Annotated in this window: 22 protein-coding genes; 5 read left to right on the top strand and 17 right to left on the bottom strand. The window is 38.3% G+C overall.

Going from position 1 to position 26657, the window contains the following annotated elements; genetic code table 11:
* Window positions 1-561, bottom strand: a complete 561-nt coding sequence (locus tag RM541_RS12210) for a TlpA family protein disulfide reductase (RefSeq protein WP_311500426.1) — start codon at window positions 559-561, stop codon at window positions 1-3.
* 159 nt (window positions 562-720) lie between these two features.
* Complete coding sequence (locus tag RM541_RS12205; RefSeq protein ID WP_311500425.1) at window positions 721-1485, bottom strand: XRE family transcriptional regulator; 765 nt, start codon at window positions 1483-1485, stop codon at window positions 721-723.
* A gap of 285 nt (window positions 1486-1770) precedes the next feature.
* Between RM541_RS12205 and RM541_RS12200 the strand changes: the two genes are divergently transcribed.
* On the top strand, window positions 1771-2127 hold the full coding sequence (locus RM541_RS12200) for a hypothetical protein (protein ID WP_311500424.1): 357 nt from the start codon (window positions 1771-1773) through the stop codon (window positions 2125-2127).
* A 130-nt stretch (window positions 2128-2257) separates the two neighbouring features.
* Here the strand turns inward: RM541_RS12200 and RM541_RS12195 are convergent, their stop codons facing one another.
* The 4 genes from RM541_RS12195 to RM541_RS12180 form a co-directional block, all read right to left on the bottom strand.
* Window positions 2258-4525 carry an aconitate hydratase gene (locus tag RM541_RS12195; RefSeq protein WP_311500423.1) on the bottom strand — a complete coding sequence of 756 codons (2268 nt, stop codon included), beginning with the start codon at window positions 4523-4525 and terminating at the stop codon, window positions 2258-2260.
* Between the two features lie 296 nt (window positions 4526-4821).
* Window positions 4822-5775, bottom strand: coding sequence for an AAA family ATPase (locus RM541_RS12190; RefSeq protein WP_311500422.1), 954 nt, complete (start codon window positions 5773-5775; stop codon window positions 4822-4824).
* Window positions 5776-5784: 9 nt separating this feature from the next.
* Window positions 5785-7215 carry a peptidylprolyl isomerase gene (locus RM541_RS12185; RefSeq protein WP_311500421.1) on the bottom strand — a complete coding sequence of 477 codons (1431 nt, stop codon included), beginning with the start codon at window positions 7213-7215 and terminating at the stop codon, window positions 5785-5787.
* Entirely contained in the window at window positions 7193-8053 is an 861-nt protein-coding gene (locus tag RM541_RS12180) for a peptidyl-prolyl cis-trans isomerase (RefSeq protein ID WP_311500420.1), read from the bottom strand. The genes RM541_RS12185 and RM541_RS12180 overlap by 23 nt, the downstream gene beginning before the upstream one ends.
* 321 nt (window positions 8054-8374) lie before the next feature.
* Here RM541_RS12180 and RM541_RS12175 point away from each other — a divergent pair, with 321 nt between their 5' ends.
* Window positions 8375-8896 carry an OmpH/Skp family outer membrane protein gene (locus RM541_RS12175; protein ID WP_311500419.1) on the top strand — a complete coding sequence of 174 codons (522 nt, stop codon included), beginning with the start codon at window positions 8375-8377 and terminating at the stop codon, window positions 8894-8896.
* A gap of 73 nt (window positions 8897-8969) precedes the next feature.
* Here the strand turns inward: RM541_RS12175 and guaB are convergent, their stop codons facing one another.
* From guaB to ggt, 9 genes are all read right to left on the bottom strand, one after another.
* Window positions 8970-10442, bottom strand: a complete 1473-nt coding sequence (guaB, locus tag RM541_RS12170; protein WP_311500418.1) for an IMP dehydrogenase — start codon at window positions 10440-10442, stop codon at window positions 8970-8972.
* 126 nt (window positions 10443-10568) lie between these two features.
* Window positions 10569-13001 (bottom strand): TonB-dependent receptor domain-containing protein, encoded by a 2433-nt coding sequence (locus RM541_RS12165; protein WP_311500453.1) that lies wholly within the window; start codon window positions 12999-13001, stop codon window positions 10569-10571.
* A complete protein-coding gene (locus tag RM541_RS12160) occupies window positions 12982-14346 on the bottom strand; it encodes an HTTM domain-containing protein (protein ID WP_311500417.1) in 1365 nt (454 codons plus the stop codon). Before RM541_RS12160 ends, RM541_RS12165 begins: the two co-directional genes overlap by 20 nt.
* 6 nt (window positions 14347-14352) lie before the next feature.
* Window positions 14353-15459 carry an imelysin family protein gene (locus RM541_RS12155; protein ID WP_311500416.1) on the bottom strand — a complete coding sequence of 369 codons (1107 nt, stop codon included), beginning with the start codon at window positions 15457-15459 and terminating at the stop codon, window positions 14353-14355.
* A 50-nt stretch (window positions 15460-15509) separates the two neighbouring features.
* Window positions 15510-16724: a DUF4856 domain-containing protein gene (locus RM541_RS12150; protein WP_311500415.1), complete on the bottom strand. Its 1215-nt coding sequence runs from the start codon at window positions 16722-16724 to the stop codon at window positions 15510-15512.
* Between the two features lie 126 nt (window positions 16725-16850).
* The gene (locus RM541_RS12145) at window positions 16851-17714 is read right to left on the bottom strand and encodes a hydroxymethylglutaryl-CoA lyase (RefSeq protein ID WP_311500414.1); all 864 of its coding nucleotides are present in this window, start codon (window positions 17712-17714) and stop codon (window positions 16851-16853) included.
* Between the two features lie 116 nt (window positions 17715-17830).
* On the bottom strand, window positions 17831-18856 hold the full coding sequence (locus RM541_RS12140; RefSeq protein ID WP_311500413.1) for a quinone-dependent dihydroorotate dehydrogenase: 1026 nt from the start codon (window positions 18854-18856) through the stop codon (window positions 17831-17833).
* Window positions 18857-19094: 238 nt separating this feature from the next.
* A complete protein-coding gene (locus RM541_RS12135) occupies window positions 19095-21968 on the bottom strand; it encodes a TonB-dependent receptor (RefSeq protein WP_311500412.1) in 2874 nt (957 codons plus the stop codon).
* Between the two features lie 96 nt (window positions 21969-22064).
* Entirely contained in the window at window positions 22065-23765 is a 1701-nt protein-coding gene (gene ggt / locus RM541_RS12130; RefSeq protein WP_311500411.1) for a gamma-glutamyltransferase, read from the bottom strand.
* Between the two features lie 93 nt (window positions 23766-23858).
* Between ggt and pepT the strand changes: the two genes are divergently transcribed.
* The 3 genes from pepT (at window position 23859) to RM541_RS12115 (ending at window position 25715) form a co-directional block, all read left to right on the top strand.
* A complete protein-coding gene (gene pepT, locus RM541_RS12125) occupies window positions 23859-25103 on the top strand; it encodes a peptidase T (protein ID WP_311500410.1) in 1245 nt (414 codons plus the stop codon).
* Window positions 25104-25227: 124 nt separating this feature from the next.
* Window positions 25228-25395 carry a DUF1801 domain-containing protein gene (locus RM541_RS12120; protein ID WP_311500452.1) on the top strand — a complete coding sequence of 56 codons (168 nt, stop codon included), beginning with the start codon at window positions 25228-25230 and terminating at the stop codon, window positions 25393-25395.
* Window positions 25396-25430: 35 nt separating this feature from the next.
* On the top strand, window positions 25431-25715 hold the full coding sequence (locus RM541_RS12115) for a YdeI/OmpD-associated family protein (RefSeq protein ID WP_311500409.1): 285 nt from the start codon (window positions 25431-25433) through the stop codon (window positions 25713-25715).
* A gap of 118 nt (window positions 25716-25833) precedes the next feature.
* On the opposite strand, the gene yajC is transcribed toward RM541_RS12115, so the two are convergent.
* Both yajC and RM541_RS12105 read right to left on the bottom strand, forming a co-directional pair.
* Complete coding sequence (yajC, locus tag RM541_RS12110) at window positions 25834-26142, bottom strand: preprotein translocase subunit YajC (protein ID WP_311494544.1); 309 nt, start codon at window positions 26140-26142, stop codon at window positions 25834-25836.
* Between the two features lie 11 nt (window positions 26143-26153).
* The gene (locus RM541_RS12105) at window positions 26154-26612 is read right to left on the bottom strand and encodes a DUF1573 domain-containing protein (protein ID WP_311494543.1); all 459 of its coding nucleotides are present in this window, start codon (window positions 26610-26612) and stop codon (window positions 26154-26156) included.
* Between the last annotated feature and the right edge of the window lie 45 nt (window positions 26613-26657).

The following is a 26657-nucleotide window of genomic DNA, read 5'->3' as shown; positions in this document are numbered from 1 at the left end:
TCAGGATTTCAGGAGCTGATCCAGCGTGTTTCTCATACTATTGCTATTCCAGTCTGCCGCACCCACTTTTCTGATGATAATATTGCCTTCTTTGTCTATGACAAAGGTTGTAGGAAGCGTAAAACCGTCCAGTGGTTTAGGGTCTGTTGTAAGCATCCTGTACGTAGGAAAACTATAGCGGTTCCGCTTCAGAAAATTGGTTGTGGTTTCATGGTCCTCACCAGAGATGAAAAAGAAGGCCACTTTATCTCCATAATCTTCATAAAGCTCCTGGAAACTGGGCATTTCTGCTATACAGGGAGGACACCAGGTCGCCCAGTAATTCACAATTACTACTTCATCTTTATATTCTGAAAAGTCTACACGTTCTTCATTATTCTTTTCCAACACCCAGTCGTAACTGGCAATTTGCTCCCTGTCCTCTTCATCTGTAACTGATGGGCTAAAGGCGAAAGCTTTGTTTGCGAAAATTTGCAGTGGTTTTCTGATTTGCGGAATAAGAAGAGCCAAAAGAATCACAATTAAAATAATATTGAGCCACTGGTTCTTGAATAGTTTCATTATTTTTTAATTAAAAACCGCCCGCTACACAGGAATTATTAGATTTAGTTGTTTTTGTAAAGAAACAAAACAGCCGCTAATCTTCAAGGGAAATGTAATAGAATTTACATGCGCTCGTTTGCCAAAGTGTAAAATCAGGCTATTAAAGAATGAAAATTGTTAGTGTGAAATTGCAGCTATTTTCTTATTGAGTTTATAGACTTCTTTCTTGAGCATCTCTAAGGCGTCTTCCAAAGCTTTTATTTTTCCCTTGGAAGCTATTTCATGGTGAGGCACCAGGACACCACTTATTTTACCCCTTATCATCATTAACTCCCGGATATCCTGCTTCTTTATTTCCATTTTTTCCCTCTCATTTTCATCTTCAACATTATCGTTTTCTAAAGTCAGAAAAGTAGTATCGTCGTTTTTGCGAATACGCTTTACTAAGATGGAATTTTTAGTAATAATCAATACCAGCGAGCCATCTAATATGTTCTCCAGCTTTTTTTGAGTCTGGCAGATCACCACATCTCCAGAAAGTATTGTTGGGGCCATACTGTTTCCCTCCACTTCAAAAAGTTTTTGATTTTGCGTGGGGTTAAAACCGGGAATACGGTACCAGTCATAGTTATCCAAAGGTGCTTCACCATCATAATTTTCTATAAAACCTGCATGTGCTGAAACGCCTATATATGGTACGAATCCATTTGATATTGACATTTTTATTACAAATTTATCTCCCTTCAATAAGTAATCTGTAGTTACATCATACAATTTACTAAGGTTAACAATGTGTTCTGCGACAATCCCGTTTTGTGAACTTTCGATAAGTGAATAGGCGGCCTGGGAAATGAAGAGCCTTTCGGCAACAAATTTTTGTGAAAACTTGTGTTCCCGCCTCAGTTCCTTAATTCTTTTACCTATCTCCTGTCTTCCTTTCATATGGTCTGGTTCTCGGCCCTAATTACATAGGGAAATTCAATTTTAACAAAGATCGTGCATTAATTAAAGACTGTAAATCTTTATAATTAATAATGATAATCTAACTGTTTATTCTTCAGAAATGGGTTAAACACGTGTTAAAATATTTAACTGCTTTCAATAAAACTAGCCTTTCCGTAATTTTATAACAAAGTTGCAAATATGAATAAAGCGCTGTAAATGAATTATATTATACTATGCCACAATACCTTAAGATTAAGCAATTCCAATTTAAATTTACTCAATATGTATTATGGTATACTTGGGGATGGTAAAAATGAAGAATATGTGGAAATAGAAAATTTAATACAAGAGCGCATAAAAATAAGAGAAAAAATAAAACTTGAGTTGAAGGATTATCTGGAAAATTTAAAGGAAAACAATGGACACTTTGTATTTGCCCTGTCTCCTTTTATCAAAATGGAATATGTATTAGCAGGAGCCTTGCGAAAAACTACCTGGAAAAATTGTGAAGATTGTGAATTATCCAATGTAGGCCTTTACTACAATTGCCTATATAAGAGCACACGTTGCAAAGAATTTACAGATTTACTACTCAGGCAAAAAGGAAGAATAGAGAACTTTTTAATAGCACAAATGTAACAGATTGGTTATTTTAACTGGGGAGTAAAATAACTGATTAAAAAGCCCGGCGTTCGCCGGGCTTTTTTTATAAAAAAAACTCCCGAAAGACTTACTTTCGGGAGTTTTGTAATTGATAACAAAACAAAAATTAAGCTGCGTTTTGTTCTTTTATAAGATTTAAGGCTGAACCTTTTCTATACCACGCAATTTGCGGCTCATTATAGGTATGATTTGCCTTAATAGTATCTTTACTGCCATCGGCATGTACTACTTCTATAGTCAGCTGCTTGTCGGGAGCAAAGTCTTTAAGATCAATAAAGTTGAAAGTATCATCCTCCTGGATAAGATCGTAATCTGCTTCATTATCGAAAGTGATCCCTAACATTCCCTGTTTCTTAAGATTTGTTTCGTGAATACGTGCAAAAGACTTCACCAATACAACCTTTACTCCCAGGTGACGTGGCTCCATTGCCGCATGCTCTCTGGAAGAACCTTCCCCGTAGTTGTGATCTCCAACAACTATTGTAGGAACACCTGCTTTTTTGTATTCTCTTTGTACTGCCGGAACTCCGTCAAATTCTCCAGTAAGCTGGTTCTTAACAAAATTTGTTTTCTTATTGTAGGCATTAATAGCTCCAATAAGACAATTATTGGAAATATTGTCCAGGTGACCTCTGTAGCGCAACCATGGTCCCGCCATAGAAATATGGTCTGTTGTACATTTTCCTAGAGCTTTAATAAGGAGTTTTACACCTGTAAGATTCTCACCATCCCAGGGCTCAAAAGGAGTCAGTAATTGAAGACGTTCACTGTCTTCGGCTACTTTTACTTCTACAGAACTTCCATCTTCTTTTGGCGCAACATATCCTGCATCTTCCACAGCAAAACCTTTTGTGGGTAATTCTATTCCCTTAGGTTCGTCCAACATCACTTCTTCTCCGTCTTCATTAATCAATTTATCACGGGTAGGATCAAAATCCAATCGTCCTGAAATTGCAATTGCAGCAACCATTTCTGGAGAACCTACAAAAGCATGTGTATTCGGGTTACCATCTGCCCGCTTCGAAAAGTTTCGGTTAAAGGAGTGAACAATAGTATTCTTCTCGTCACCTTTACGATCACTTCTATCCCACTGCCCAATACATGGTCCACACGCATTTGTAAAGACAGTGGCATCAAGATCTTCAAAAATCTGAAGTAGCCCGTCTCTTTCTGCGGTAAACCTGATTTGTTCTGATCCCGGATTAATACCAAAATCTGATTTAGCTTTAATTTTCTTGTCAACCGCCTGTTTCGCAATGGAAGCAGCACGTGTTAAATCTTCATAAGACGAGTTGGTACAGGAACCAATAAGTCCCCAATCCACATTAATAGGCCAGTCTTCCTGTTTTGCTTTTACTGCCATTTCTGAAATTGGAGTAGCAAGATCTGGAGTAAAAGGTCCGTTAAGGTGAGGCCTTAATTCTGAAAGATTAATTTCAATTACCTCGTCAAAATATTGTTCAGGATTAGCGTAAACCTCATCATCTCCTGTTAAATGCTCCCGAACTGCATTTGCAGCCTCGGCAACATCTGTACGGTTTGTGGCTTTCAGGTAGCGTTCCATTGAATCGTCATAACCAAAAGTTGAAGTGGTTGCACCAACTTCAGCTCCCATATTACAAATTGTACCTTTACCGGTACAGGACATAGCTGTCGCGCCTTCGCCAAAATATTCTATAATCGCACCGGTTCCCCCTTTTACAGTAAGAATCCCGGCAACTTTTAAAATCACATCTTTGGGAGCAGTCCAACCAGAAAGTTTTCCGGTTAATTTTACTCCAATTAATTTAGGGAATTTAAGTTCCCAGGCCATACCGGCCATAACATCTACAGCATCTGCACCACCAACACCAATGGCAACCATTCCCAATCCACCTGCGTTAACAGTGTGAGAATCGGTACCAATCATCATTCCACCGGGAAATGCATAGTTTTCAAGAACAACCTGGTGAATAATACCTGCACCTGGCTTCCAGAATCCAATTCCGTACTTATTTGATACTGATTCCAGAAAATCGAAAACTTCGCTGCTTGATTTATTTGCACTCTGAAGGTCAATTGCAGCACCCATTTTAGCCTGGATAAGGTGATCACAATGTACCGTAGTAGGCACCGCCACCTGTTTTTTACCAGCCTGCATAAATTGCAGCAGAGCCATTTGTGCAGTCGCATCCTGGCAGGCAATCCTATCCGGAGCAAACTCAACATAATCTTTACCCCTTTCGTAAGCCTTAGAAGTTTCGCCGTCCCACAGGTGAGAATAAAGAATTTTTTCTGAAAGTGTCAAAGGTTTTCCAACAACTTCACGTGCTTTATTTACACGATCTGCCATTTGGCTATACACCTTTTTGATCATATCAATATCGTATGCCATGTTCTAAAAAGTTTTTTGTTCTAAAAAGTCCTGCAAATTTACGAATTTCAGCCGGATTTTGAAAGTTATAAGCAATATTCAGAAATTAATAGAAATAATATACCACTTGTTGCTGTTTATAGATAATAATTTCCTGAATATAAAAATATCATCTATAAATTATGAATTTATTAGTTTGAGTGGAAATACTCTGGATATTCTAATTTATTTCTACCAAAAAAGAAGTCAACGAAAAATTAGTTCTGGAAAAGATTTAAATGGTATCGCTAAGGCAAGGATGTGCTACCTAAATTCTTTTAGAGCAGTTCCTTAATTATCTTCTCTTCAGAAATACCTTCTGCCTCTGCTTTATAGTTTTTTATTATCCTGTGCCGAAGGATTCCAGTGGCAACTGCCTGCACATCTTCAATATCTGGAGAGAATTTCCCGCTGACAGCTGCATTTGCCTTTGCTGCCAAAATAAGATTCTGAGAAGCTCTTGGTCCTGCACCCCAATCTACATAACTTTTAACAAGTTCAGGTGCTGTTTCTCCAAGGGGACGTGTTTTTCCCACCAGACCTACAGCATATTCTATAACATTATCTGCTACTGGGATCCTCCTGATGACGTGCTGAATATCGGATATTTCATTTGCATTAAAAAGTGCCTGTACCTGCGGCTTGTTATCTGTAGTTGTACTTTTTACCACATCTACCTCTTCCTGATATGTGGGATACTCCAGATTAATAGCGAACATAAACCGGTCAAGTTGTGCTTCGGGTAAAGGATAGGTTCCCTCCTGCTCAATCGGGTTCTGCGTAGCCAGAACAAAATAAGGAAGATCAAGTTTATAATGATGGCCCGCAACAGTAACTGCACGTTCCTGCATTGCCTCAAGTAAGGCGGCCTGGGTTTTTGGCGGAGTACGATTAATCTCATCTGCCAAAACAATATTGGCAAATATGGGTCCTTTAATAAATTTAAACTGACGGTTTTCATCCAGAATTTCTGATCCCAAAATATCACTTGGCATTAAATCTGGCGTGAATTGTATTCTTTTAAAATTCAATCCCAACGCCTGTGCAATAGTGTTTACCATAAGTGTTTTTGCCAGACCGGGAACACCTATTAACAAAGAATGCCCCCCAGAAAATATGGAGAGCAAAATTTGATGTATAACTTTATCCTGACCTACGATTACCTTGGCAATTTCCTTTTTTAACTGCCGGTTTTTTTCAACCAGCTTTTCTACAAGTGCAACGTCAGACATTAAGTATAATTATTTCTTTAACCAGTTACCGGCATAAGTGCAGTCCCTGAATTTGCTGTTAACTTTAATATAAGTATCTGCAATTTTTTCTGTTTGCCATTCTTCTATAGCTTCCAGCTGTTTTGCCTGCAATGCCAAATCTTTAATTTTAAGGTAATCTGTCGCATAGTTTGCTTTATGTTCAGGAATACGTCTTACCACTTTAATAAGCTTAAAGAAAGGCTTTCCTGTGTCATCACTATCAGTTATTCTTAAAGACATCTCCCCTTCTTTAAGGTTTACAATCTGATTATAAATCTTTGGGTCCAAATCTGTCTGCTCAAATTTAGTATCTCCCGTTTTTGGATTTCTTAACTTCCCTCCGTCATTCCGGGTCTCCTTCTCATCAGAAAATTCTTTAGCAGCCTCACCAAATTCTAGTTTCCCTTCATTAACACGTTTTCTAATACTGTCGATTTTTGCCTTTGCCTCATCTACAGTTGCATTAGTAACTCCCGGGATTAAAAGAATATGCCTAAGGTCTACCTGCTGTCCTCGTATTTTGTCAATTTCAATAATATGATAACCAAATTCTGTCTCAAAGGGTTCGCTTACTTCTCCTTCCTGAAGACTAAACGCAACATCTTTAAATTCTTTTACAAAGTTGTCTTTTCGTCCTAAAGAAAGAATGGTGCCGCCGGTATTTGTATCATCAGAATAAAGTATCGCTTTAGTTCTGAAACTGGCATCATTATCCTCTACATCTGCCTTAAATTCACTTAAGCGGTCTATCACCTTCTGTTTTTCACTTTCAGGAATTTCGGGACGCACAACAATCTGGGCAATTTCTACCTCATCTCCAAAAATCGGAAGTTCATCCTTCTTCATCTCTTCAAAATAGGCTCTGACTTCTTCAGGAGTAACTTCTACGCTCTCCACTATTTTTTGCTGCATCCTGGAAGAAAGCTGCCTTTCCTTATTGATCTCGAAAAGCTCCTGCCGCAGTTCAGCTTCAGACTCTTTATTGTAATATTCAACAACTTTTTCAACAGATCCAAGCTGTCTGCTCATTTCAGCAATTTGTTGATCAATATAACTTCTTATATCTGCATCTAATACTATAATACTATCCTGAACAGCATGATGTGCATAAAGCTTATTCTCCATTAAAGAACCTGCCAGCTTACATTCGGTTACATCTGCAGTAGACATGTTCTGGCTTTGCATTTGCTTGTACATAAGATCGATATCACTATCTAGGATGATATAATCTCCAATAACAGCAGCAATTCCCTCTACTCTTCTTCGCTCATTGCTGCTCTTGGTGATGCTCTCTGCCACCTCTTCTTTAGGCTGGATGGCTGTGCTATCTGTAACAACAACCTCCTGAGCCTGCATGTCTACTACAAAAAGCATAAGGATTAGACCTGTAGTAATTCTAGTTATATATTTCAAATTCATTGTTTTTAATTGCATCTTTTGTAATATCTTTTTCCAATTCTTTTACTAAATCTTGTTTCCGCTTATTCAGCAGTATTTGTTCTATGGTTGCTGAAGCGTATTCCAGAGGAGCCTGCTCGTTACGATTAAGCACATCATTTACATAAATCAAATATACGCTTAGCGAATCTTCAAGCTGCAGATAATTCGATTTTTTTAATAACCGCGAACGATCATCTGCAGAAAGAGGTCCAATTTTATCATAAACCGCTTTCGTCCTTACCCAAATAGAATCATTCATCGAGTAATTTTTAAACTGAAGAGCAAGTTTTTCCAACTCCGCTTGATCCTCATCATTAAAACGGGTAATCCAACTTTTAATTTTATCCAGATTGGTATAATTTTTATCCAGGTTGATATACCGGAGTTTCACCAAATCCTCATTAAGCTTAAAATTCTCTTTATTCTGTTCGTAATATTCTTCAATTTCCTCCTCTTGAAAAGCAGTGTCCAGTTGTTTGGATACTATAGCCTCGGTATAAGCATTGGTATAAATCTCGTTTCTATAATTCTCTACCAGGTTGTTGAATTCTTCCTGCTGTTTATCGGGAAGGTTAAGCAGCGCCCGGTCTATAAGCAGTTGTTGCGTGGCCCAGCGGGTTATATAATTTGAAACAATAAGGCTGCTGTCCTCAGGAGAAGTATTCTCGTCTATAAGGGCTTCAATATCTTCTTCATAAAGATAGGAATCATTTACCCGAACAATAATCTTCCTTTCCTCTGCCGCACTAAAGTAGTCACAACCTGTTAGTGGAAGTAAAACCAGTATAATGAGAAGCTTACTTAAAACTTTATTCAAATTAATGCTTTTTAGGCTTATAATTTAACTACCAAATACATGCCATAAATTTCTACCCATAAGTATGGAGCTAAAATAAGAATAAGATTAGGTTCTGCAAGCTAAGCTTCTATTGAAAATTCAGGAGTGTATAAAGACAGCTTTTCCTATCTCTTTATGTAATGCCGAAAACTGGCATTTTTAGGCACTGTCTTAATTTAGAACTTTTAAGCATTAGAACAATTAATATTTTTTCTTCGGAAGGGTTCATAAAAACTATTTTGGTTTTTCTATATGTTTAATTGTTTGTGCCTCTTATATTTGCCAAAAACTTATAATAAAATGAAAAAATTTGGTTTAATTATTACACTTCTATTCGTTAGTGTAATATCAAATGCACAAACAAAGACAGGTACAATTGATCCGGAATTTATTCTTTCCAAAATGCCGGAAATCACAGAAGTTAACACCGGACTGGAAGGTTATAATACTGAATTACAGGCAAACCTACAGGAAAGCATCAGCAGTTATGAAACTCTTATCGCAGATTACCAGGAAAATAATTCTGCATTAACTGAAGAAGAAAGAAAAGAGAAAGAAACCGAAATTATCGGACTTGAAAATGAAATAAAAGGCTTCAGACAGAAAGCTTCTGTTATGTTACAGATGAAAAGAAATGAACTGACTGAGCCGCTTTACCAAAAGATTGATGCTGCCATGCAAAAGGTTATCCAGGCAGAAGGTTACACGCATATTATCAATGCCGGTGGAAATAGTCTTGCTTTTGCCGCCGAACAATATGATATCACTATGTTGGTAATGGAAGAACTTGGAATCCCGACAGAAAATATCGAAGGACAATAAAAAATACCGATAATTGCCAAAAAAAGCCTCAGCTAAAAACTGAGGCTTTTTTGTTGTTCTATGAAATTTATTTCTATCTGCTGTAGTTTGGAGATTCTTTGGTAATTGTCACATCGTGAGGATGACTTTCATGTATTCCTGAAGACGTAATTTTAATAAATCTACCATTTTCCTTCAGGGTTTCAATATCCTTCGCACCGCAATAACCCATTCCGGCTTTTAAACCTCCAACGAACTGGTGTATGCTCTCTTCAAGCTCTCCTTTATAAGGAACCCTACCCACAATACCTTCAGGAACAAGCTTTTTGATATCATCTTCCACATCCTGAAAATAACGATCTTTTGAGCCTTTCTGCATAGCTTCTACAGACCCCATTCCGCGGTAAGATTTAAATTTTCTTCCTTCGTAAATAATAGTTTCCCCTGGAGATTCTTTAGTCCCTGCAAGCAGAGATCCAAGCATTACCGTATCTGCCCCGGCAGCAATTGCTTTTGGAATATCTCCTGTGTACCTTATACCACCATCTGCAATTACGGGGACACCACTACCTTTAATAGCTGCAGCAACTTCCAGTACTGCCGAAAATTGAGGGAATCCAACCCCGGCTACAATTCTTGTAGTACAAATAGATCCCGGCCCAATTCCTACCTTTACAGCATCTGCTCCTGCATCTACTAAAAATTTCGCCGCCTCGCCTGTGGCAATATTTCCGACCACTACTTCAAGATCTTTAAATTTCTTCTTAACTGCTTTCAGTATTTCCACCACTCCTTTTGTATGGCCATGGGCGGTATCAATAATTACGGCATCCACACCGGCTGCAACAAGAGCTTCCACTCTGTCCACAGCATCCAGGGTAACTCCAACTGCCGCTGCCACACGAAGTCTTCCGTAGTTATCCTTATTGGCCATTGGCTTTTGCGTAAGCTTAGTAATATCCCGAAAAGTTATTAGACCTACGAGCTTTTTGTCCTCATTTACTACCGGTAGTTTCTCAATTTTATTCTCCTGAAGAATATCTTCTGCCTGGTCCAGTGAAGTTCCTTCAGCAACTGTCACTAAATTTTCAGAAGTCATAACTTCAGAAATTGGACGGTCATTATTTTTTTCAAAACGTAAATCCCGATTGGTAACAATCCCCAGCAATTTGCCTTCTCCATCTACAATAGGAATCCCGCCAATGCTAAATTCTTTCATATGAGCTTTGGCGTCTTTTACTTTTGCCGAAATTGGTAAAGTAACAGGATCTATGATCATACCGCTCTCTGCCCTTTTTACTTTCCGAACTTTCAGTGCCTGTTGCTCAATAGTCATATTCTTGTGAAGCACTCCAATACCTCCTTCTCTGGCCATAGCTATAGCCATACGGGATTCTGTAACAGTATCCATAGCAGCGGATACAATAGGTACATTAATGGAAATATTTCTGGTAAATTTTGTACGGATACTAACTTCGCGTGGTAAAACTTCAGAAAATGCGGGAACCAGGAGTACGTCGTCGTAAGTAAGACCTTCTCCAAGGATTTTAGATTCGTGTGCGGTCATAGCAATTAAGGATTTAATTGCGTGCAAATATAAGAGAAATAAGTGAGAAAACAGACTTTATTAATTTTAACTCACCAGAATTCCAGTAAAGGAAATAATTACTGTATTTTAAATTCCCTTATAGATTTAGAGCTTGACCTGTAAAGTGGTATACCAGGTTATGGGTTGCGCAGGAATAATGCCGGGACCGGGATAACCGGTGGCGCGCCTTGTAAAATAAGAATTATCAAGCAGGTTGTTTATTCCCGCTTCAAGTTTAAACCTTCCAAGACTATAAGACGCTGAAAAATCCAGAATACCATATGCCGGAATACTCCCTTCAATTCCCCGCTGATTATCATTCACATCCTGTGGTGCATTGGTCGCATCTGTATATTGTTTGGATAAATAAGTGTACTGTAGGCCTGCAAGAAAGTTATTATAACCGAAATTAAGACCTGATTTCAAATTCAGGTATGGTATAAACTCAACCTGGTTTCCTTCTACATTCGTTTCAGGAGAAGAGGTATATTCAGAATTGGTAAATGCAGCATTTATAAAAAGGTTCAAACGTAAATTTTTATTCTGTCCAAAAAAGGTGTTTTTCAGATCCCAATCACCAAAAGTTTCCAGACCATATATAAAAGCATCTCCTATATTAGCTCTTTTACGCACAATAAAACCATCATTAACTTCCAAAACTTCGCCAATCCTATCATTGTACCATAACCCGAAGATGCTTGCATCATAGGAAAGATATTTTTTAAATCTTCCCCTCATCCCAATATCTGAAGTAAACCCTGTTTCTTCAGAAATATTTGGATCTACCGCAAAACTCGGATTAACAATCCTGATATCACTAAAGGTCACCGATCTGTAATTCTGTGATAAATTTGCATAAAGCTCATTCGAAGCATCAAGGTTGTAACTCGCGCCAACCCCAAATAAGGCAAAACTTCTTTCCAGATCTTTAGTCTCTTCTACGGTTTCATTAATTAAGGGATTACCGGCGAGATCGAGAATAATCCTTTTGTAATAGCCATTTGCTTTTGTATTAATATACTCTACTCTAAAACCGGGAGTAATGCTGAAATTATTGGTCAGGTTGAAAATATTTTCCCCAAAGAATGCCAGGTTCCTGTTCGGAAAACTATATGCCGACTGCCTTGGGTAATTTGGATATTCATCTTCCGTAAAACGAAAATCGGGTTTGGCAGATCTAGTTCCTGAACCTTGTTTTTGAAAATTATCCGCATCGTAATATTTACTCCCCAGTAATATTACTGACTCTTCATCAAAAAGATCATATTTAGTTAGTATCCGGGCCTCTGCTCCCCAGTTGGAGAAGTCGTCTACAAGCAATTCTCTCGGGGAAGCGGGATCATCAGCCTGAGAAACCCGGTTTTCCCGAAATCCAACAGCCTTTCTTGAAGCATCAAGACCAAAAACATTTAAACTAAAATCTGTTTTTTCCGAGAGCTGGTGTTTAAGCTTTAGTGCATATAAATTCCAGTTGACATCAAACCAGTTTCGTTCCCTATTACTGAAGTCGGGATTTTCGTAAAACTGAGCATCAGTTAAACCTCCTGGCTGCTGTGCCAAATAATCCAGATAAGTATATTCAAAACTTATTTGGGTGCGATCGCTAAAATTCCAGCCCAAATGCGCATACGCGTTATGAGAATCAAAACCTGAATTTGGCCTGAAACCTTCCCCTGTTTTATAATTGTAATAAGTATAATAATTAAATTTCCCTATTGTACCACTTATACTATTGAAGCTTGTATACAAATTGTAAGATCCCACAGATTGTCTTGATATAAGTTCAATCTTTTTATCTGGAACCGGTTCTTTAAACTTAAAATTTATGAGTCCTCCAAATTGAGTTCCATATTGTAATGAAGCTGCACCACGAATCACCTGAATTTCTCTTAGTGCTTCCGGTGGCGGAGTATAATAGCTCTCAGGATACCCTAAAACATCTGCTGATATATCATAGCCATTTTGCCGCGTATTGAAGTTTTGAGTTCTGTTAGGATCCAGACCACGGCCTCCAATATTCAGTTGTAAGCCGGCATCTCCATTATCGTAGATATTCAATCCAACCACCTGACTATAGATCTGCCGTGCATTATTAGCCGCCATATTTCCCACGACCTTATCCATCAAGACTACTTCACTTTTTTTACCGGCATAGATCGCCGTACCTTCAACTTTCCTTAATTTTCTTAAAGCAAACAGCTGTTCTCTTCTGTTTGTGATCATCACTTCACTTAAACTTTCTGCGAGCGGAGAAAGTTTAAAATCCATTTTAAGGTCTCCGTTAATAGAAATCTCTCTTTCTACAATGCCATATTCATAACTAAAAACTGCAAAATCGTAAGTACCTGATTTGAGGTGCTCCATTTCAAATTCTCCGTTTACATCTGCCACTGCAACTTCAGATTCTGTTTTGTTCCAAACCTCTGCATTAGGAATAGGTTCTCCTGTTTCAGCAGAAATCACTTTTCCGCTAAAGGTATGCTGAGCCTGAGCAGAGAGAATTGAAAATAATAATATGCTAAAGACCTTTAATTTCATCGTTGAATGGTAAAATAAATGTTTTGCGTTTGAATGAATCTTCATATTCCAGAAGATTTATATCGGGATCTATATATGTCGTGCTTTTTCTTCCGTTTAATGCCGCATAACTTTCAACATATACTTCTATATTCTCGTGGCCGTCTTTCCTGAAATGATCCGCAAGAAAATGAGCATACTCCAAAATAAAGTCTGACTGAAAGGACATTTGTTTCTCCTGAAAAGGTGTGAGGAAATCTGAATTATCCACGTAAAATCTCTTTCCTGTCTCGCTGTTAACTACTTTAAACTGTGCATAACCGGCTTTTTCCAAAAGCATTACTCTCCAGGAAAAACGAAAACCTTCTTCAGTCCAAAATAACTCCCCCGGGTAAAGAAGATATCTCCATGGAAGTAGTAACTGAATGATAAAGAAGACTGAAACAATCCCAACACTTACCTTTTTAGTAACCCCTGAAAATTTGAAGGTTCTGGAATTATCAAATGTTCTTTTTGTTATTCTAAACCATTTAGAAATGTATTCCAGAATCCTGTGATGAACTTTTGGACTAAAGAATACAAGTGCGCTTACGATCATTATATAAGGGAACATCCCAATAGGAAATAAAACACGTGTGAAAATATGAAAAATGATTACCAGTAGAAAGGCGAAGAGCCGGGTGCGTTTCCACAGTAGAAGAAAGGGAATAAAAAGATCATAAAGCATTCCGCTCCAGCTAAAAGCATAATGAAGCCATTCCTGCTGCATAAGATCACCAAGGACCGGCAGATCATACTTAGAAGGCAACCAAATCTTTAACGGCATTGCCCTGAAGAGCCAGTCAGAGTTTAACTTGGCTAAACCTGCATAGAAATAAACAATCCCGAGGAGTAGTTTAATGGCATCGATACACCAGCGAGGAACTCTTTGAAATCTTTTTCCAGGATTTTTTAGTGCATCTACAGAGTAATAGACATTAGCAGGAAGAAAAATCATTAGAAAACTAAGGATACTAATGAAGTAGTAATGATTAAGATAAGTGGTTTTGTCCATCAATTCGATATAGGTAAAACTGAGGAAAAACAAAATAATGGCAACTCGATATTTATATCCTGCTGCAACCATTATAGCTGCAACACCGCAAAGTATAAAAAGTAAATAGGTGAAATCGCCCAGCGGTTTTATCCATTCAAAACCGTAATATGAAAAGAAAAATTTAGGAGTTATATATAATTTCTCAATCCAGCCATTGAACCAAAATCTGACTATACTGGCAAACATCATAATTCCAAAAAACAAACGAAAAACTGCCAAAGGGGCAGCTTCCGTAGTCTTTTTGAGATATTCACCAATGGAATAGTGCATTAGATACTAATCTCCGTCTGAGTCCACGTAATCAACACTTATAGAAAGCGCCTGCATCATATCGACTTTGAGGAGAATAACCTCTTTTTGCAATTCATCAAATGCTGACAGCATTTTTGAATTATTGGTTTTAACCTGTGTATTAAAGTCGTTCTCCAGATTAGAACTCTGGGTCTTTATAGCCTGGAATTGTTGACTTATTAAATCATCAAGATTCTCTCCATCCTTTAAGCTATCCAAAAATTTAAGATATTGGGAATAACCGGGGCCATTTCCGTTAGATCCAAAATGGGACCCTGAATAAAAATCCTGAAAACTTTTGATCGCCTGAAGGTAAAGTTCTTTAGAATTACCCGCATAAAGAGCTTCAACATTCCCGGGAGAAGGTGTGCCTGTAAAGGCTCCGGCGGGGTATCCAATTTTACCAGATCTCAGGATCTTTTCAAAATACATCACATAATCGTTTGTAAATCTATCTACAGAACCTGTACTTGAAGAACTGGTGTTATTTACAAAGGTATTTCTAAAATCTCCCTGCCATGACGCAGTAACCTCAGAAGTTAGTGCATTTACTCTTTCAGTAATTGCTACGATATATGGAATATATTCCTGGTTATCTGAAAATACTGCCAGGGTTTCCTCAGCATTACCATACCCATACAACAAATAATCCAGTGCAGGAAAACCTTGTTCTGCAAAGCTCGATGGCAATTCAAGATTATAACTTCCTGACGCAATTTTAGATTCTATATTTTCTTTGTTGGCCGGATAGGTATTTAGAAAACTACGGTAGTTGAGCTCTTCAGCTTTTCCAATTTCAAACATAGAAACCGTTTGAAAATCGACGTAGGCTTCTTTGTATTGCGTCCTGAGAAGGCTTAGTTCAGTAGCATCTGGGTTTTCAGCAAAACTCTTTGCAGCTTCTTCCAGTTGTTGGGTCTCTTCCTGAAATGCTTCAAAAGAAGGAACTATAATATTATCGGCCCAATTAGCCAGCATTGCCCCCCTGTCAAAACTATCAGTATCGCCACCGCTTTCGGTCTCCTTATCTTCCGTAGAACAGGCTGTGAAGAATAAAGTAGCTATAAGTAAAAATCTTAAAATCGCATTCATAGTTTTAGAAAAATAAAAACCGAAACAGATATCCTGCTCCGGTTTATTTATTATTCAGCAGCCTCAGCCACTGTGAAGTCAAAGGCTGTAGCAATGTCTTCAGAAATCATATCCAATGTTTCAGGAGTAACGTCCCAAAAACCGTTTCCGTCAAGCAATTGCTCTTTGAATTCGTTAATTTTTTCCTTTGAAAGGTATGGCATATCGGTAGCCGGATTATGAGTAAATCTTAAGCTATAGATAAATCCAAACCCTTCTGACAGCTCATGGAAAGCCGCACCGAAATTCTCTTCACTTAAAGCGTTTTTACCTCCCTGAAGGTAATGAACAGCTCTTACCGCAATAACTTTTGAAATGTTTTCTCTTATTATTTCAACCTGCTCATCACGAACTTCGTAATTCCCGGCTACGATCGCAGCACGACCTTCTTTAAAAGCATCAAAAGTGCTTTCTGCAAGACCGGCAAAATCTTCATCGGCATCCACCTGTCCCAGATAGCTGAAAAGCAAATTGTCTTCACTTTCGTTTAATACTGAGTTTGGATTGGAGGTTGGAATAGAGGGATCTCCATAAAGGTATCCGTAAGCTTCATCCCATTTGTGCTCCATAGTCGTATAAGCTTCTCCTTCTTCGGTAATACCGTTATTATTATTTTCACGATTATCAGCTTCATCAAGTACCGATTGAGACAAATAGTTATTTAAAATCTGATCTGCCAAAAGCCCGCCGATTAAGCCCTTTGCAAAAGCCTGGTTAAGTTCAAGACCTTTTTCATTTACATACCTTACTCTTGTCCCCTGGGCTATCTGTCCCGACTGGCCGGCTTCAGCAAGTTCATCCTTATTCATCTTTACTGTAGTCATCTGCTCACTGATCCAGGAGGCAAAATCATTTTTAATTTCCGAACTTTCTACTGTATTAGCTGAAAAGTAAAGATTAGAAGCAGCAACTTTAGATTTTACACTTTTTCCGGATTCATTTAAAGCAGCACTTTCAAAAGGAGAATTCTCATTTGCGAACATATTCAGAAGCATTTCTTCTGAAGCACTTTCAAAGTTTGTGAAATTTGAAAGTATTTCCTTAGTCATTTGAAGTCTCGCAGTTTGACCACCATAACTCACTGTAGAATTATTTCTTTCAAAAGTATAATTAGCAGGAGCTTCTACCTCGTTTCCTCCGGAAATAGGTTCATTTGCATCATCACCTGAACAAGATGCAAGAGTAAGTCCTGCAAAAATCATTGCTGGGTATAACAGCTTTTTCATATTGGTTTATTTAGACTGGTTTAAAACAACATGGCAAATATAGCAATGGACGTGCAGCCACCAAATTTATTTAGATTAATTTTAAATAAAATAAAATGATGAAAAATACCTAAACCATAATTTTAATTAATTATAAGCATCAAAAAGTTTTGTAGCTTCATTGTAAGAAGATTCGAAGCTCCCCATCCTGATATTTGTATCTGCTTTTTTTGAATTAAAATAAGACACCATTTTTTCTGTAGGCATATTTCCAGTCAACTCGTCTTTAGCCATAGGACAACCGCCGAAACCCTGGATTGCCCCATCAAAGCGATAGCAGCCGGCTCTATATGCGGCATCTATTTTCTCGTGCCAGCTGGAAGGCGTGGTATGCAAATGTGCACCGAATTCAATATTTTTAAATTTTGGAATAAGATTGGAAAACAGGTACGCTATAATATCTGGTGTGGAACTTCCAATAGTATCTGATAATGATAAAATTTTAACCCCCATTGCTGAAAGCTTTTCTGTCCACTCCCCGACAATTTCTACATTCCAGGGGTCACCATATGGATTTCCAAAACCCATTGAAAGGTAGGCGACAACTTCTTTATTATTGGCTCCGGCAATCTGAATAATTTCTTTTAGAACCTCTACAGATTCTGAAATTGTTTTATGGGTATTCCGCATCTGAAAATTTTCAGAAATTGAAAAAGGATAGCCTAAATACTGGATTTCCTCATGAGCTGAAGCATCTTGCGCACCGCGCACATTGGCAACAATCGCCAGAAGCTTGCTTTTTGTTCTGGAAAGATCAAGCTGCTTTAAAACTTCTGAAGTATCTGCCATTTGCGGAATAGCTTTGGGAGAAACAAAACTTCCAAAGTCTATAGTGTCAAATCCACACCTTAATAAGGACTGGATATACTGCACTTTCTTCTCTGTAGGAATAAAGGATTTAATCCCCTGCATTGCATCCCGCGGACACTCAATAAGCTTTATTTCTCGCATAAAACCAAAGATAGTATTTTAGGATTTATAAAGAAGAAACAGAAGTTTGGCATGTCCTAAAATTTGTCGATAATTGCCATTTCTACTACCTCTCCCTGCCTATTTATCTTCAGAATTTATTTTATCGAGCGCTCAAGAATCTTCTTATTTATCGCTTTCACAAGCGACGGACCTTCATAAATAAATCCAGTATACAATTGTACAAGACTTGCCCCGGCATCAAGTTTCTCCAGCGCATCTTCAGGAGAGTGAATTCCACCCACGCCAATAATCGGAAAGGCTTTATTGCTTTTTTCAGATAAAAACCTAATTACCTCGGTAGAACGGTTTTTTAATGGTTTCCCGCTCATCCCGCCCATTTCCTGCATATTTTCAGATTTTAAACCTTCCCGGGAAATAGTGGTATTTGTAGCAATAATACCGGCGATTCCGGTGGCCTGCACAATTTCAATGATATCGAGCAATTGTGAATCCGAAAGATCTGGTGCTATTTTTAACAATATCGGCTTTTGCTTCGGCTTTGCAAGGTTTAATTTTTGAAGCGTATTCAGTAAATTTGTTAAAGGCTCTTTATCCTGAAGCTCCCTTAAATTTGGCGTATTTGGTGAGCTCACATTGACCACAAAATAATTTACATGAGCATAAAGTGCTTCAAAACAAATTTTGTAATCCTCCACTGCTTCTGCATTAGGAGTAACTTTATTTTTACCAATGTTACCTCCAATAAGCACATTTTCATTCTTCTTTAGCCGTTCCACCATAGCCTCTACCCCACCATTATTGAAACCCATCCTATTAATGATTGCCTCATCCTCCCGAAGGCGGAAGAGCCGCTTTTTTTCATTGCCCGGCTGTGGTTTGGGAGTCACAGTGCCTACTTCTATAAATCCAAAACCGAAATTAGAAAGCTCCTCAAATAAGTTGGCATCCTTGTCAAAACCAGCAGCAAGACCTACCGGGTTTTTAAATTTTAATCCGAAGACTTCACGTTCGAGCCTGCTGTCATTTACATGGTATTTTTTCTTCAGAAGAGAAGAAATTCCGGGAATACTGTTTATTTTTTTTAGAACATTAAAGGTGAAATAATGGACTTTTTCGGGGTCATATCTAAAAAGTGCAGATCTTATTATTGATGTATACATAGTAGCGGGTTTGTACAAAAGTAGACTAAATTCTATATTCTGAAAACTACACTGTAAAGACTTCTACATATTCTACAGTTACAAAACCGAAACCTGAAGTTGAGTCTTCCTTTATTACACAGATAATTATGCAATGAATTATTTGTAACTGAAGAAAATTGTTTTGATCTAACAACAAAAAACCCCGAAGCACAGCTGTCGGGGGTAATAATTAATTGGAAATAAATATCAAAAACTTTTACAAAGTAAGGCTGAGCCTGGCGAATAAAAACCTTCCACCAATTCCAAATTGCTGCGCTCTTCTTGACCAATCAAACCTTCCCTCACTTCTATTTCCAAACTCCGGTGCGGCCCTATCCGGATACACGTCAAACAGGTTGTTTGCTCCTAGGGTAAATCTTACAGCATCGGAAAATGAGTAGCCCGCAGAAAGATCGGTCACCACTTTAGAACCAAAAACCTGCTGATTCGCCTGGGTTGTGACAGCTTCGGTCACTTCACCAAAAAAGACATTTCTAAGAAATACATTAAACCTGTTAATCGTAAGATTATTGGTAAGGTTGATCTTCGTTCTTGGCACGGCTTCTTCAAGATAAATCCGGCTATCTTCAGGAAAATAAGTGCCTACCAAACCTGCCCGTTCGAGCTGAGGGGAAGCATTTATTCCTCCAACCTGATTGGTTTTTGAAAGCGTAGCCGCAAGATCAGATTTTAACTGAAATTCTTCTGAAAAATAGGCATTATGGGTAAGTACAATATCTAACCCTTTAGATTCGGTATCTATTGCATTTGCAAAAAACGAAGCAGCAGTAGCATTGGCCTGGGCCAATAAATTGTCCAGCTCGGTTCCTGTTCCTGGTCCCTGGAACTGTCCTGTATATACGATCCTGTCATCAATAGCAACAAAATATCCATCTACCGTAAGGGTGAGATTTGCATCAGGAATTGTTGCCGTAAAACCAACACTTATACTTTCTGAAGTCTCCTCTTTCAATTGCGGGATACCTAACAATTGTGCTGGTCTGCTATCATTGGAAAAAGTCCCGACTTCCTGAGGATCACCATTATTATCGAAAATGGTAGAAGTGGAATTGAAGTATAACTGGTGCAATGATGGCGCTCTAAAGCCTGTATTTACAGCCCCTCTTATATTTATATTATCAGTTAATTTATAGCGGGATGAGACCTTAAAGTTTATAGTAGAACCAAAATCGGAATAATCTTCGAACCTGGTTGCGAAGGTCAGCAGAAACGCCTCTGTAATATCGGCTTCAATATCCAAATATCCAGCTATACTGCTACGTTGGCGCGAAAGCTCATTTTTTGGACTAAATCCAGGAAAGACCTGCGACCCTCCTGGCCGGGCATTTCCGAAGAAATCTGTTGCCGGCATCTGATCTGCCCTTGTCACCACATCTCCATTTTGAGTATATTGTTCGTAAGAAGCACGTTCTCCCGCAACAATCTCGTAAGTTTCCAGTCGATACTCGGCTCCAAAAGCTACATTCAAAGCTTCAAAAGTATCCTCGTATAACTGCGAAACATCAAGATTTACAGTGTTCTGAGCAAAAGAAAATCCTCCGGCATCAAAAGTAGTTGGACTCGCTCTTAGCAAGGAGGCATTGGAAGTATTGGAAATTAAGTAAAGAAACTCATTCTCCCCCCAGGTATTACTAAAGTCTACGTCCCATTCACCCACCATTCCACGAATTCCCACGGCTAAAGATTTATCACTTATTTTAGAGTTTATCTCTGGAAGAAATCCATCAATATAAATTGGAGTGTAAGTCCTGCTTTGGTTTGGCAACCTGTAAAATCCTGCCGAATTTCCTTTCCTGGAACTCATTCCGGCAAAAGAATATAACTCGGTTCCCTCATCATCTATTGGCAAAGACATATTAGCAAACAATCTTCCACCACGAAGCGCAGATTGGCCCACTCTCATATTGAAATCGCTCCTCATCATGCCTCTCGCGTCAAGTTCATTTTCTGTAACATCTACATTGAGCAAAGACTGTAAAGTAGATCTGTCTTCTGCATTTGCTATATTTCCCTGTAAAGCAGCATCAAAATAAGATACATTTTGAGCATATTGCTGAATTTGCTCATTAGATAGATTAGCAATGTCTATCCCGGCATTAGATGCCTGTCTTTCGATTGCATTATAAGCATTGAATATACTGCCTTCCCATTCCTTCATTCGATTATAATCTTCCCTATAATCAAAATCACCGGCAAAAGTGATAAAACCTCCGTTATTTCCTAATTCTATACCATAACTTGCTGCAACATTTACAGTTTCTCCATCTACCCCTCCCGTCTGCTCGTTAGCGTTTTCCGTAAAGTTTGCACCGGTAGTGACATCCAGCCTTAATTCATTTACGACATCTTTAAGCACGATATTTATAACCCCGGCAATAGCATCAGAACCATATTGCGCTGCCGCTCCATCCCGTAATACCTCAATTCTTCCTATAGCAGCAGCCGGAATAGCATTTAAATCTGTTCCCACACTACCACGACCAAAAGTACCATTGACGTTTATTAAGGAAGAATTATGTCTTCTTTTCCCATTGATAAGCACCAGTACCTGATCTGGCCCCAGACCTCTAAGTGATGCGGGATCAATATGGTCTGTTCCATCTGAAATAGTTTGCGTGTTCGAAGAAAAGGATGGAGCTACATAATTTAACATCTGATTAAGATTGACCTGTGGTACTGAAACAGAAATTTGCTCCAGATCTAATACATCCACAGGAACCGATGATTCTGTAACGGTACGTGCACGATTGCGCGATCCCACTAATACTACCTCATCAAGTGCCATTCCTGAAACCAAAGTCACATCAATAACATCTTGATCTACTTCTACCTCTCGTGCGTCAAAACCTACAAAAGTAAAAACCAGTGTCTGCCCAAGAGATGCCGCTATTCTATATTTACCATCAAAATCAGTTGCTGTTCCCTGATTGGTTCCTTTAATAGCCACAGATACTCCAGGTAGCGGTTGTGACTGCTCATCTACTACTGTACCTGTAACTTCCTGAATTTGTCCCTGCATTAAAGTGCAAATAAGCAGCATGCAAAAACTTAAAAAGTAATTATTTTTCATATTTTTCCTGCTTTAGTTAATAAGTTAAATATAACTTAATGATTTAACAAAAACTATTAAAATATAAACATAATTATGAACTAGTTTAAGAAATAATTAAAAGCCCACTGCAACATCATCCCCTCTTCGGTCAGCTCCTCCTTCCAGAGTTCCATCTGGCAGAACTCGTATGGCATCTACTTTTCCTATTATAGTAGACTCTCCTTCATCTATATGATATCCTTTATTTTGTAGACTCTCCAGAACATTTGAGCTAAAAGCATTTGGTTCGAATAATATTTCATCTGGTAGCCATTGGTGATGGAATCGTGGTGCATCTACAGCTTCCTGCATCGTCATCTTATATTCTTCCACATTAAGTATCGTCTGCAAAACTGAAGTAATTATGGTAGAGCCACCCGGGGAGCCCAATGTTAGCCATAAATCATCATTTTTTTCTACAATTGTAGGGGTCATAGAACTCAACATCCTTTTTCCAGGGGCTATAGAATTTGCTTCGGCACCAATCAAACCGAACATATTAGGTACACCAGGCTTGGCACTGAAATCATCCATTTCATTGTTCAAAAAAAATCCCAGTTCCTGAATATAAAGCTTAGAACCGTACGCCCCGTTTAAAGTGGTAGTAGCAGCAATGGCATTACCAAATTGATCTACAATAGAATAATGCGTAGTCTCCATACTTTCATATCCCGAAATTTCTCCATAATCCATTTGAGAGGAAGGAGTGGCCCGTGAAAAACTAAAATTTTCCATTCTCCTTTCTGCATAAGTACCACTAAGTAAAGAATCTACTGGAATTTTTACAAAGTCTGGATCTCCCAGGTAAAAACTTCTGTCTGCATATGCCCTTCTTTCGGCTTCTGTTAATACCTGAATAGCTTTAACCGAATTATGTCCATATTCATCAATAGGATAATTCTCGATCATTTTGAGAATCTGCCCCAAAACAATGCCCCCGCTGGATGGTGGAGGCATAGAAATTATATTTAAATCATTGTATTTAATATTTATAGGCTCCCTCCATTTCGCTTCGTAGCTTTCCAGGTCTTCCATCTTCATTATACCATTATAATCCTGCAAAAAAGCTATTACCTTTTTACCTGTGGTGCCGTTATAAAACTCCTTTCTTCCATTTTCTGAAATTCTTTGAAGTGTATTGGACAGTGCCAGGTTCTTAATAGTATCACCTTCAGCAAAATCTTTAGAAAAAAGAATACTATCATTGTTAACTTTAGCAAACATCTCGCTATATCGTTGCAGCGTTTCTGCCTGCTTCGCGGTTACCACAAAACCATTTTTAGCCAGCGCAATTACAGGTTTCAAAATTTCTGCCACAGGCATAGAACCGAACTTCTCATGTACAGCGAACATACCGGCTATCGTTCCGGGAACTCCTACTGCCATTGCCCCCACCTTGCTTTTTTCAGAAATAACTGCTCCGCTTTCATCCTGATACATGGTTTTACTGGCTTCTAAAGGAGCTTTTTCCCTGTAATCCAGTGCACCGGTTTCTCCATCGGCAAGACGATACACCATAAATCCGCCGCCTCCGAGATTTCCGGCAAAAGGATAACAAACCGCCAGAGACATTTCGGTAGCAACCATAGCATCAAATGCATTTCCACCTTTATTTAAAATTTCAACACCTATTGCTGAAGCTTCTTTTCTTGCAGAAACAACCATTGCCTTTTCAGAAGTTACTCCCAGCCTTTCCCGGGTATTCTCATTGGATTTAATCTTTGTTTTACAGGAGGTAAATATGGTTATAATCAGAAGAAAGATTAGTTTTTTCATAAGTTTAAGGTAAAAGGATTCCTGATCATTTATCTTTGTTAGGCGAAAAGATTGATTACAATTTAGTCCAAATTCTTTAAAAAAATTATCGTAATGGTTAACAAAGATAGGCTCATTAATAAATTTATAAAATACATAAAGATTGACACCCAAAGCGATCCCTCCAGTAATTCCACCCCCAGCACGGCAAAACAATGGGATTTGGCAAATTTACTCGTAGACGAGCTAAAGGAAATGGGGATGCAGAATGTAAGCATAGATGAGCATGCGTATGTAATGGCCACTTTGCCAGCAAACGTTGCTCATAAAGTACCTGTGATTGGCTTTGTCTCTCATTTTGATACTACGCCAGATTTTAGCGGAAAAAATGTGAATCCGCAGATTATAGAAGATTATGACGGCAATGATATTATTCTAAACCAGGAAAAAAATATAATTCTCTCTCCCGATTATTTTGAGGATCTGGCTCAATATAAAGGTCAGACGATTATTACCACCGACGGTACAACACTTCTGGGGGCAGACGACAAAGCTGGAATTACAGAAATTATGACAGCCATGCAGTACCTTCTTGATAACCCTCAAATAGAGCATGGCGAAATAAAAGTTTGCTTCACGCCAGATGAGGAAATTGGCAGAGGTGCTCATAAATTTGACGTTCAGAAGTTTGGCGCTGAATGGGCTTACACGATGGATGGTAGCCAGATTGGTGAACTTGAATATGAAAATTTTAATGCAGCTTCTGCAGTAGTGAAAGTAATTGGGAAAAGCGTGCATCCCGGATATGCAAAAGACAAAATGATCAACAGTCTTTATATTGCCCAGGATTTTATAAGCTCTTTACCAAGGCTTGAAACTCCCGAACATACTGAGGGGAGACAGGGATTTTTTCATTTAAGCAACATGAAAGGAGATGTTGAAGAGACAGAACTTCATTACATAATTAGGGATCATGATAGAAAACACTTCGAAGCCCGTAAAAAAATGATTCTTGATCTGGGCCAGGATCTTTGTACACAGTATGAGCGGGATTGTATAAATATAGAGATTAAAGATCAGTACTTCAACATGAAGGAAAAAATAGAACCGGTAAAACATATCGTTGACCTTGCCGAAAAAGCCATGAACGCTGTAGGAGTGAAACCCATCTTAAAACCTATAAGAGGCGGAACAGATGGTTCCCAACTAAGCTACATGGGGCTTCCCTGCCCTAACATTTTTGCCGGCGGACATAACTTTCACGGAAAGTACGAATATGTACCTGTAGAAAGTATGCAAAAAGCCGTTGAAGTGATTGTGAAATTAGCAGAATTGACTTCAGAAAAGTATAAAAAATAAATTAATAACCCCTACAGCTATGCCCATACAATCAGCAGATCAATATGTGGAGATACATACAAAATGGCAGGAAGAGCTCTTAACCTTAAGGAAAATGCTTCTTAGCACCGAGCTGTAAGAAGGAATAAAATGGGGCGCACCAGTTTATACCCTGGAAGGCAAGAATGTAATAGGATTGGCTGCTTTTAAAAATCACTGTGCCATGTGGTTCTTTAATGGTGCTTCTCTTAAAGAAATACGGCTTTACTGGAAAATGCTCAGGAAGGAAAAACCAAAACATTACGGCAAATAAAATTCAGAAAAGAAAGTAAAATTAATACTGAAGTTTTGCTGAAATACGTAGCCGAAGCTACAGCCAACCAGAAACTGGGGGCCATAGTAAAACCTGAAATAAGTAAGCAATTAATCTTACCCCCTGAACTAAAAGATCTTTTTAAAAAAGACGAAGAATTAAAAAAAGATTTTGCAAAACTTCCGGATTGTAAGCAAAGGGAATATGGCGAGTATATTATTGAAGCAAAAAAGGAAAGTACAAAACAAAGAAGACTGGAAAAAATCATTCCGCTAATCAAAAAAGGGGTCGGTCTAAACGATCATTATAGAAAAACATGATAATTGGCATTTTGAGCGCCTCTCTTAGTTAAAATCTAAATTAAAAAAAACCCGTGAAAGAATTTCACGGGTTTTCTTATATATTCCTGTCACCATTTTCTTAAGGTGACAAACAGTATTATTTCTTTTCCTTTACTGCCGGTTGTTTTACAGGCTCATTCATCTTCTTACTCATTTCCATAGATATGGAAGAACGATCAAAAGTAATTTTCCCTGCCCCGGTTTCAATAATTACTGCATTATTTTTCTCACTGAAATCTAAAATCTTGCCGTGCATCCCGCTTTTGGTAACAATTCTGTCACCTCTCTTAAGATCTTCGACAAAGGTTTTTTCCTGCTTTGCCTTTTTCATTTGAGGTCGTATCATAAAGAAATACACCACAACGAACATTAAGATTATAGGGGCAAACTGCGCTAAATTATCCATATACTTTTCTTCTAGCTAGTTGTTTCTCCAGCTTCTACAAAAGCTTTAATTTTCACTTGCTCTTTTCCTTTTTCAGTATTTGCAGATACGGTAACGGTTTTAGTTACCTGTCCATTACCCGATCCATTGTACTTTACAGTCATCTCAGCAGTTTCTCCAGGTGCAATTGGCTCTTTCGGCGCATCTGGCACTGTACAACCACAAGAACTTGTAGCATTGGTAATAACAAGAGGCGCTCTACCAGTGTTAGTGAATTTAAAAATGTGCTCTACGTTTTCCCCTTTTTGGATAGTTCCAAAATCAAATTCCTCTTCTTCAAAAGAAATTTCTGGATACACGGTTTCCTGAGCGTCACGTTCTGCAGCTGTTTCTACATTTTCTGCTCTCACTTTGTCTGAAGCATTGTTATCCTTACAAGAAGAAAAAAGCAGCGCTCCTACTGCTGCTATCATTAAAAGTCCTTTTTTCATCGTAATTTATTTTAAAATATTCAAGGGGTAAAATTAATAAAAATT

Source organism: Autumnicola psychrophila (assembly GCF_031846645.1).
GTDB lineage: Bacteria > Bacteroidota > Bacteroidia > Flavobacteriales > Flavobacteriaceae > Autumnicola > Autumnicola psychrophila.
The sequence above is the reverse complement of the archived record's forward strand: the minus strand, read 5'-3'. Positions and strand labels throughout refer to the sequence as shown.

Coding starts and splice junctions, on each gene's coding strand:
- RM541_RS12210 (WP_311500426.1), bottom strand. CDS start 561: ATGAAACTATTCAAGAACCAGTGGCTCAATATTATTTTAATTGTGATT.
- RM541_RS12205 (WP_311500425.1), bottom strand. CDS start 1,485: ATGAAAGGAAGACAGGAGATAGGTAAAAGAATTAAGGAACTGAGGCGG.
- RM541_RS12200 (WP_311500424.1), top strand. CDS start 1,771: ATGTATTATGGTATACTTGGGGATGGTAAAAATGAAGAATATGTGGAA.
- RM541_RS12195 (WP_311500423.1), bottom strand. CDS start 4,525: ATGGCATACGATATTGATATGATCAAAAAGGTGTATAGCCAAATGGCA.
- RM541_RS12190 (WP_311500422.1), bottom strand. CDS start 5,775: ATGTCTGACGTTGCACTTGTAGAAAAGCTGGTTGAAAAAAACCGGCAG.
- RM541_RS12185 (WP_311500421.1), bottom strand. CDS start 7,215: ATGAATTTGAAATATATAACTAGAATTACTACAGGTCTAATCCTTATG.
- RM541_RS12175 (WP_311500419.1), top strand. CDS start 8,375: ATGAAAAAATTTGGTTTAATTATTACACTTCTATTCGTTAGTGTAATA.
- guaB (WP_311500418.1), bottom strand. CDS start 10,442: ATGACCGCACACGAATCTAAAATCCTTGGAGAAGGTCTTACTTACGAC.
- RM541_RS12165 (WP_311500453.1), bottom strand. CDS start 13,001: ATGAAATTAAAGGTCTTTAGCATATTATTATTTTCAATTCTCTCTGCT.
- RM541_RS12160 (WP_311500417.1), bottom strand. CDS start 14,346: ATGCACTATTCCATTGGTGAATATCTCAAAAAGACTACGGAAGCTGCC.
- RM541_RS12155 (WP_311500416.1), bottom strand. CDS start 15,459: ATGAATGCGATTTTAAGATTTTTACTTATAGCTACTTTATTCTTCACA.
- RM541_RS12150 (WP_311500415.1), bottom strand. CDS start 16,724: ATGAAAAAGCTGTTATACCCAGCAATGATTTTTGCAGGACTTACTCTT.
- RM541_RS12145 (WP_311500414.1), bottom strand. CDS start 17,714: ATGCGAGAAATAAAGCTTATTGAGTGTCCGCGGGATGCAATGCAGGGG.
- RM541_RS12140 (WP_311500413.1), bottom strand. CDS start 18,856: ATGTATACATCAATAATAAGATCTGCACTTTTTAGATATGACCCCGAA.
- RM541_RS12135 (WP_311500412.1), bottom strand. CDS start 21,968: ATGAAAAATAATTACTTTTTAAGTTTTTGCATGCTGCTTATTTGCACT.
- ggt (WP_311500411.1), bottom strand. CDS start 23,765: ATGAAAAAACTAATCTTTCTTCTGATTATAACCATATTTACCTCCTGT.
- pepT (WP_311500410.1), top strand. CDS start 23,859: ATGGTTAACAAAGATAGGCTCATTAATAAATTTATAAAATACATAAAG.
- yajC (WP_311494544.1), bottom strand. CDS start 26,142: ATGGATAATTTAGCGCAGTTTGCCCCTATAATCTTAATGTTCGTTGTG.
- RM541_RS12105 (WP_311494543.1), bottom strand. CDS start 26,612: ATGAAAAAAGGACTTTTAATGATAGCAGCAGTAGGAGCGCTGCTTTTT.